The sequence below is a fragment of the Leptospira ainazelensis genome (assembly GCF_016918785.1).
Lineage (GTDB): Bacteria > Spirochaetota > Leptospiria > Leptospirales > Leptospiraceae > Leptospira > Leptospira ainazelensis.
The window spans coordinates 1-1086 of sequence record NZ_JAFFPT010000043.1 but is presented as its reverse complement, the minus strand read 5'-3'; the positions used below and the strand labels follow the sequence as shown (position 1 = coordinate 1086).

The 1086-nt window shown below is 38.6% G+C and carries 2 protein-coding genes; both read left to right on the top strand.

Annotated features, from left to right (window positions below):
- Positions 1-283: 283 nt before the first annotated feature.
- The gene (locus JWG44_RS11140; protein ID WP_205275030.1) at positions 284-730 is read left to right on the top strand and encodes a putative toxin-antitoxin system toxin component, PIN family; all 447 of its coding nucleotides are present in this window, start codon (positions 284-286) and stop codon (positions 728-730) included.
- Positions 714-977, top strand: coding sequence for a toxin-antitoxin system HicB family antitoxin (locus tag JWG44_RS11135; protein ID WP_205275029.1), 264 nt, complete (start codon positions 714-716; stop codon positions 975-977). Before JWG44_RS11140 ends, JWG44_RS11135 begins: the two co-directional genes overlap by 17 nt.
- Positions 978-1086 lie beyond the last annotated feature (109 nt).

Here is a 1086-nt window from a genome sequence, read left to right as displayed (position 1 = left end):
CTTGGCGCTCGCGGAACGCTCGCCTAACTAACGCTTGCCGCTCCGTTCGTCACTCACGGTTCCCGTTCGGACTCACTACGGTCTCCGACACATCGCTTCGCGAACTTAGTTTAACAGTAAAAGAAGAGATTTTCGGTAAGAGAAGTTCGCGACCCTTTCGCGCACAAGCGCTCGGGGACGCGACGTCGGCAAGCTTCTTTCGTTAGACGAACATGCCCCAGGCTTCGTGCAAGAAGACAAATTAGTGTTGACTTTTGATAGTATATGTGCTATCATTTAGATATTGAAAGTCGTCTTAGATACAAATGTCCTCTATCAAGCTTTGAGAGCAAAAAAAGGGGCTTCACGAGCAATTTTGGAATTAATTTTTGATCAGAAAATTAAGTTAGGATTATCGATACCAGTATTTAAAGAATACGAAGAAGTATTAAATAGGCGGACTTCGAAAGTAGATTTAGGAATTAATTATAAAGAAATAAAAAAGATATTAGGATTTATTGCTTATGTAAGTTATCCACAAACGATTTATTTTGCCTTTCGTCCGAACTTGCGCGATGAAGACGATAATAATTTTGTTGAACTTGCGATAGCTTGTAACGCGGATTATTTAATTACTAGTAACGTAAAAGATTATCTAATAGACAACGATTTAAAATTTCAAGATTTGAAAGTTATAACACCATCGAATTTTATGAACTATTGGAGGGAGAATTATGAAAACAAAAGCTAGCGTATTAACTATTAGAATTCCTTCTGAATTGAAACATAAAATTGAAAAAGTAGCTGAAGAGCAGGGCGTTTCAATAAATCAGTTAGCACTATACGCATTTACCAAAGAAATACAAGATCTTGAAACTTCTCAGTACTTCGAAAAATATTATAAAGGCAAGACTAAGAAGCAAATTTTCTCTGATTTTAGAAGTGTTCTTACTGCGATCAATAGTGATGGTAAAGTTCCTGCTTGGGATAAGCTATAAAAATCCAATTTCCGTTTAATTTTGGGGCACGCCGTCTAACTTCGGCTTCTCACTCCGTTCGCGACTCACGGTTCCCGCTCGCGCTCACTCCGGGCTAAAGCCACATTGC

Excerpts from the sequence above, each read along its gene's own strand:
- JWG44_RS11135 (WP_205275029.1), top strand. The coding sequence starts at position 714 with ATGAAAACAAAAGCTAGCGTATTAACTATTAGAATTCCTTCTGAATTG.